General features: G+C 44.3%; 6 protein-coding genes and 1 pseudogene. 1 reads left to right on the top strand and 6 read right to left on the bottom strand.

Going from position 1 to position 6900, the window contains the following annotated elements; translation table 11 throughout:
- The 6 genes from Q366_RS18630 to Q366_RS18655 all read right to left on the bottom strand — a co-directional run.
- Positions 1 to 254, bottom strand: a 254-nt coding sequence (locus tag Q366_RS18630) for a helix-turn-helix domain-containing protein (protein ID WP_035242133.1), incomplete at its 3' end; no start/stop codon positions are given.
- Between the two features lie 81 nt (positions 255 to 335).
- The gene (locus Q366_RS18635) at positions 336 to 566 is read right to left on the bottom strand and encodes a DNA adenine methylase (RefSeq protein WP_035242145.1); all 231 of its coding nucleotides are present in this window, start codon (positions 564 to 566) and stop codon (positions 336 to 338) included.
- Between the two features lie 173 nt (positions 567 to 739).
- Entirely contained in the window at positions 740 to 1234 is a 495-nt protein-coding gene (locus Q366_RS18640; RefSeq protein ID WP_035242135.1) for a hypothetical protein, read from the bottom strand.
- Between the two features lie 6 nt (positions 1235 to 1240).
- Positions 1241 to 1858: a hypothetical protein gene (locus Q366_RS18645; RefSeq protein WP_035242137.1), complete on the bottom strand. Its 618-nt coding sequence runs from the start codon at positions 1856 to 1858 to the stop codon at positions 1241 to 1243.
- Positions 1859 to 1879: 21 nt separating this feature from the next.
- Positions 1880 to 2656, bottom strand: coding sequence for a hypothetical protein (locus Q366_RS18650; protein ID WP_035242140.1), 777 nt, complete (start codon positions 2654 to 2656; stop codon positions 1880 to 1882).
- A gap of 12 nt (positions 2657 to 2668) precedes the next feature.
- Positions 2669 to 6451, bottom strand: coding sequence for a phage tail protein (locus Q366_RS18655; RefSeq protein WP_035242143.1), 3783 nt, complete (start codon positions 6449 to 6451; stop codon positions 2669 to 2671).
- Between the two features lie 216 nt (positions 6452 to 6667).
- Here Q366_RS18655 and Q366_RS18660 point away from each other — a divergent pair.
- A pseudogene (locus tag Q366_RS18660) lies at positions 6668 to 6900 on the top strand (IS1 family transposase); the annotation flags it as partial.

Raw genomic sequence — 6900 nt, forward strand, 5'->3', positions numbered from 1 at the left:
CCAGGACGTGGTTTATCAATTAAGGAGTCAAATTGATATTTTTCCCATCCATCGATCCACTTCGAAACTGTTTCCTGAGTAGTCAAACATATTTGTGAAATCTGATTGATACTATACCCAGAGTTGCTTAACCGGATTGCTTGAGCCCTGAGTTTAGTACGGTTTGACTCTTCATCCGAAAATTCAATAAGTGACAGCCATTTTAATGCCAATGGCTCAATTGGAGAAACAAATTTTCTACCCGTACGTTCCATCTGATATCCTTGCTATGCAAATTAAAAAAACAACAATGATTTATTGCAAAGCAAGATAAAACAAGAATTATTTTTGTCCACCTACTTAAATTGCTTCAGGAACTCTTCCAGATGGTTCTGGACTACTCTGTAAAAGGATATCAGGTCGCTGTCCAGGTCGTTTATCACTTCGACTTTTGAGGGCTGTTTGGCAAAGAATATCCAGGCCCCGCCTGAAAAGACTTCACAATATACCCTATGTTCCGGAATGAGAGAGGTGATCTGTTTCGATAGCTTAGATTTTCCGCCTATATACGCAAGAGGGCTTTTCATGGACTTTTTTCCTTTCGCTTGATATACCCCTGATGCTCGGTCCGAGCGGGGAGTCGTCACGCTGTGATGTCTGGTCTGGAGCTTTCAGTCCATTCGCCCTGGAGGTGTTGGCGCACCTATCAGGGCGGCTCTTCTATCATAAAATTTTAAACACCGAATAAACGGCAAGTTAATTATTCTTTTGGGAACCGCGTTTTAACCGCGATGTCATGCGCGTTGATATTGTTAAGCTGTTCCACCCCTTCAGCAGATAGAACCTCGTCACCACTGGCTATTTTGGTAGCCGCATCAGCTCTGTCAGACAGGCTTGAGTACGCAGCCCTGCGCAATACCGTATAATTTTCAACCCGCCAGGCTGGTGCGCTAATCTGATTATAAAAGAAGGCTTCTATCCTGGCATTGAGAGTGGGGTCATCAATGTCGTTAATATCAGATAGGTCAGGTTTTTTATTTTTGATTTTATTATAATTCCAGATAGCCTGATTGAGGTCTGATTTGGTCAAGATTTTTCCGGTATCAATATCAATATATTGAGTTGCCGGTGTTGCAATACCTTCTGTGATTGCTGTGCCGGGTTTCAGTTCTTGTTTTGCAATCAACGAGGGAGGGCAAAGGCCGGTAGATAAAATCTCTCCGCTTTCGGTGCTGTAGATTATAAAGTTTGCCATAAATAATTACCTCTTACATACCAATAAAATTATAGTCTTATCTGTCACAGTGCAGCCTGAATCCGAAAGATTATTACCGGTAAATGTTATATTTCCAGATTGCCCAGGAACATAAACCACAGACCGGCTAAAAGCGAGAGTACCTTTAGTTGACAACCCGGCCCTCAATATTTCATTACTTCCGTGAGATATCGTATATTCTGCACTGGCATCATCGCCATCCACAAAAAGAGAGCAAAAAAACCATACGATTATTTTTTGCGTACTTTCCGTTACTTCGATCGTTAGCGAAACATCCTCACCATCACTGACGTCCGCAGTTGCTATTGCTGTGACTTGGTCTTCACCGATGCTATTAGTTAATACAACCCCGTCATCTAACTGGAGGCTGCCGGTGATCCTCAAGGCTCCAGCAACTATTTTATCCGCAGTGATTGTTCCAGTTGAGATTTTTCCGCCATCAAGCATTGTTGTGCCGGAGGTCATGTAGCTTGACAGGCTATTTCCGATCATTAATCGAGTCAAACTTGCGTTGCTGTCCCCGTCAGAATAAATTTCTACGGTATTTGTGCCTGCAACTATATTTGCTGTACCTGTTTTTGATAGTGAGCCGGCAGTTCCCAAATTTTTAATCCTTTATTCAATTTATATATGTGCCGCAGATTCACGTAATGCCCATGGCGTAATGATGGATTGCAATCCCAATTGTTTAGCCGCGTTATCCGGCAGGTGCTTATATTTTTCGGCCATAACCGACATCCAATCATGGAAATGGCTGCTATCAATCCGTGTGTTGCTATCAATATGAGCGACTGATGCGACATACTGTCCTGCTTCATTAAGCAGTATTTGAGGATGTAGCCCAAATTGTTCTGCGTATTCTAATGTCCCAGCTCCAAGCCTCCCATTCATCATCACATCTCTGTATCCATGTTGGAAAATTGTACGCAGATGATGTTCTGTTTCTGCTTTTTCGAAATCAACTTCGTCCCAATCCTTTCGAATATTGTTGGCATCCCGAATTTGATCATAAGCATCGATAAACGACGCAATATCTTTTAGGGCGCCTTGGATGGCGGTTCTTGATTCTTCTATTTTCATTTTGAGCTTTTCTGCCATTATGATATCAATCTCATCGTCGGACTTGGATAACCGAGTGGCCTTGATTTCATCTATTTTTAAATCATAATAAACTTCGTTCAATGCCTTCCGTCTTTTTGCGATTTCTGCAAGACATTGTCTGAGCATCCTGTACGGACTACCCGCTGTAAGCATCGTAAGACTCATCAGGCGTCCGGTAGTCTGACTGTTTTGCCGCCCGAAATTTTGAGTCGCCCGGTGTATCTCAGGCATACCTGCATTAATTTTCGCAATTATTTTAGGTGACGTTATGTTATGCAATGTTAACAGTAGATTATCCATTGTAAAATCCTTTCATGCGTTACTCGTTGCAGAAGTCTCATAATGAGCCACAGTAAGATTGCCGAAATCAGTCGCATTGCCCGTTGTGGATATGGTTACGTACTCGATCATGAGATCATCATCGAGCCCAGTACCACCACCAAAAAGACCCCGGTCACCTGTGCCATTGCTTGTTGCAGCCAAACCATTACTCCCGTAATTAAGATTACCGAAATCAGCAGCATTACCCGTTGTGGATATGGTCACGTAATCAATTACGCTAGACCATTCGGTTTCATCACTATGGCCACCGCCAAAAATGCCTCGATCGCCTGTACCATTACTCGTTGCAGCCAGAAGGCTCCGCACCACAGTAAGATAGCCGAAATCAGCAGCATTACCCGTTGTGGGGATGGTCACGTAATCAATTACGTTGGACCGCTCATATTCATCATCGTCAACGCCGCCGGCAAAAATGCCCCGGTCACCAGTGGCGTTACTGGTTGCTGAGAGGGAATACCGCCCCACAGTAAGATTACCGAAATCAGCAGCATTACCAGTTGTGGATATGGTTACGTAATCAATTATGGTACCGTCACCTGGTCCACAAATACCACCACCACCAAAAAGACCCCGGTCACCTGTGCCATTGCTTGTTCCAGCCAAACTATAATGTGGCACAGTAAGATCACATAAATCAGCAGCATTACCCGTTGTGGATATGGTTACGTAATCAATTACGTCATAACAGTCAGCGCCGACACCACCGGCAAAAATGCCTCGATCGCCTGTACCATTACTCGTTGCAGCCAGGCTCAGCCGCCCCACAGTAAGATAGCCGAAATCAGCAGCATTACCCGTTGTGGATATGGTCACGTACTCAATTACGTTGTTCCCTCCAGGACCAGATCCACCGCCAAAAATACCACTGTCATATGTAACGATATCATCATCATCATAAGTAATCTCAGTGCCGTTTACCAAGATATGTATTTTATCCTTGTCAAGGCTCTGAGTTGATAAAACTTTTGACAAATACGCATAAACAATAGAGATGCTTTCCGCATCAGCCTCAAATGTGATTGTAAGTGGATTGCTTGACGTATAATTGTCTAAAGCTTCCCCGCCAGACCAATCAAGCAGTGACACAGATGAAGCCGCAGTAAATAATGAACTGATAGATTCAGATATAGTTAAAGACCCACCGTTCAGCTCAATATTCCCGTTTTGATCTATTTTCCAGCCGATTTCGCCTTGAGTATAATTATTACTCTGGAGGGTCATTCCGACAAAAATGGATTCGGAATTAATATGATTCGAGTCGATTTGATCAGAAAATATATGATTTGCAAATATGGCGTTGTAGGCTATGTCGGCAGTACCGGTTTGGAGGGAAGCCCCTGACACAACTGCACTCCACTCAGATTGATTTCCTGATGTATCAACGGCAGCTATCCTATAATAATAGGTAATGCTGGATTCGTAATTACCTTCCCCGTCAAGGTTAAAAGCCGGGTCAAGGGTATCGGTAAAAAAAGTTACCTCGAATCGGCCAATCTCAACAACATTGCTTGAGAAACTTGATGACGTGGACCGCTGAACAAGGTAATGGGACAAATCATATTCAGTGTTTGCGTTCCATGTCAGGCCCATCACTTTGAACCCTGGAACAATATTTAGGTTTGTGTCAAACGTCGGGGCCGAAGGGGGGACCTTATCTCCATCCGTTGTGTGGTAAACCATCTCACACCAGGCAGTGGCGTTCCCATCCTTGTCCACAGAGCAGACGGCTGCGCCGTATTGTGTCGCAACTAAGGCTGTCCAGGTATGTTCATTTTCTGTCGTTAACCATTCAGCGGACTGGTTGGCATCTACATCCAGCAGCAAAATTTTGTAATAGCTGAAGGAGTCCAGCGCTTCGGCATTATTCTCCCAGGCAGCCACAAGATTTGCAACGCTGCCACCGTTTGAATTGGTGGAAATGGTACTGGTCAGGGTCAAACTATCCGGGACAGGAACGTCTGTGCTGGCATTTGTGTTTATAGCCACATCGCAGTCAAGAGCATTCTCGGACTCTATTCCTGAGGTATCGACAGCTTTGATCCAGTAAGTTGCCAGGGTAACCGTAGATTCCAAAATAAAAATAGACGCGGCATTATCAACACTTATGGCAACTTTTGTGCCGGTTTCCCAGTCATCTCCCTGCCTGATCTCATAATAGCTTAAATCAATATCCGATACGGCCCCCCAGGTGAAATTTACTGACCTTGTAAGAGTATTATAAACGCTGGAAAAGTCAGTCACATCATCGGGTGGAGCAAGTTTTCCAAGGCTTGTAATTGTGGTGGTATTATAACCAGTTTCGATAAGCCCCTGGCTGCCCAGGGTAATATAGATTTTGTATGTGTGGCCGACGACAAGGCCAGATGTAATCGTGTGTTGGCAATCGCTCGATGTCCCCATTTTTCTGGCGGCTGTGCCGGCTGTCTGATCTTCCAGCCATATTGCCCAGGTATTTGATACCAGGCTGTAAGCCCGGTGCCAGGTTACATTTACATTGCTGGTATATCCGCCGTCTGCGCTGTAGACCAAAAATTCATCGGCTTTTACTTGGGTGGCTTCTTGCTTCCGGTTTTCCCATACCTGTTCTTCAATAACAAATCCATCGTTGTCAGTGTAGATTTCTTCAATGTATTCAAGGCCGATAATTGTTCTTGTGAGTTCATCTTTTTTGCTTACTGATGTAATCCGGTATTTTTTAAGATATGTGCTGGCCCGGCCAAAGGCGTAAATATCGTCGTTGCTTGGAACAGATGTCCAGGACAACGTTAATGGAAGGGTTTGAAAAGGTTGTGAAAAATCAGATATAGAATCCGTATCTATTGTTTTTTCAACAAGCGTGTCATCTGATAACCTGACTTTAATTTTATAAACATACCCGGATTCCAATTGCACTGGCTTATCAAGGGTTACATACGGGTTTTCACCATTAACACCGTTCCCGGCGTCTTTTATCACTCCGCCGATGTCTGATTTAAGATAATTTACAGATTCATGCTGAAACTCAAAGATATCGCCCACGACACACGCAAAAGAGTCAATAAAAGCGTCAAACGTGACTACCCTGACAAGATACCGATTGGAATTAATCCGGTAAACCCCCTCCCGGACCGCCTGGGCCTGGGAAAAACTGGCCTCAAAAGAGACCGTGGCTTTTTGTTGCTGGGTGCTGCTGTCGTTGATATAGGTGTCCGAAAAAACGGTTACAATCTGACGGGTGTAGTCACGATCCGGATCAGTATATTCGATCTCCACCGCCGTGGCCCGGTCTTTTTGCGGCAAATATTGCATTGAAAAGGTCTGCTCGACGATATTGCCCATGGTGAACAAATGAGAAACAGTATCATCCTGGCGGTCAATGAAAACGCCGTATTTGGTATTGCGCCGGATTATAACAGCCCTGCCCATGGCTGCAATTTTCTGGATTTGTTCCCAGACATTACCGCCCTGAACAACGATGTTTATTTCAATGCGCTTTTCTTCAGGTTCTCCGGATGCTGCGACATTAGTATCGCAGAACTCAGCCCATTCTAAAAATTCATCATATAAAATCCTGCCCACAGGTATTTTATGCTGGACGAGCAGGTCATAACAGATCCAGGCTGGATTTTTAGCGGACTTAGCCACCCACGTTGAGTTGTTAAAAACCTGGACAGTATCTAAAGTCGCCAAGCAATTTGTGGCCGGGACGCTTCCGGCAAGTTGGTCAGTTGCCAGGACTTTTATGGCGTACTTTGCAAGTCCAGGGTAAACCAATTCTTCTTTAAGGATTTCCTGGACGGATACCAGATAAATGTCTGACCTCCCCCTGTAACTCTCCTCTGGTTCGTTCGTCCGGATTAGATAAATATCATAAAAATTTAAGGCAAGATCGTTTATCGGGTGCTCACCCGGTAATACTTTGAAAAAGAAAAAATGCCAATTATCCTATCAGTTTGGATATATATACCGAATTGATTGGAGGATTGACCCATGCGAAAACCCAAGGACTGGGGCCAGCCATGCCCAAACCCGGAATGTTCCCATTATCGGCTGATGAACCGAGGTAATATTAGCGCCATTTCGACCTATATGACCCAGAGCGGAAAACGACGTATCTTTTATTGCAACAAATGTGATCACTGCTTTGCAGAGACACGTGATACCGTCTTCTTTGACCTGCGGACCCCGGAAGACAAGGTGATGATGGCCCTGAAGATGCTCTT

It is taken from the genome of Desulfobacter vibrioformis DSM 8776, assembly GCF_000745975.1.
In the GTDB taxonomy this organism is placed as follows: Bacteria; Desulfobacterota; Desulfobacteria; order Desulfobacterales; family Desulfobacteraceae; genus Desulfobacter; species Desulfobacter vibrioformis.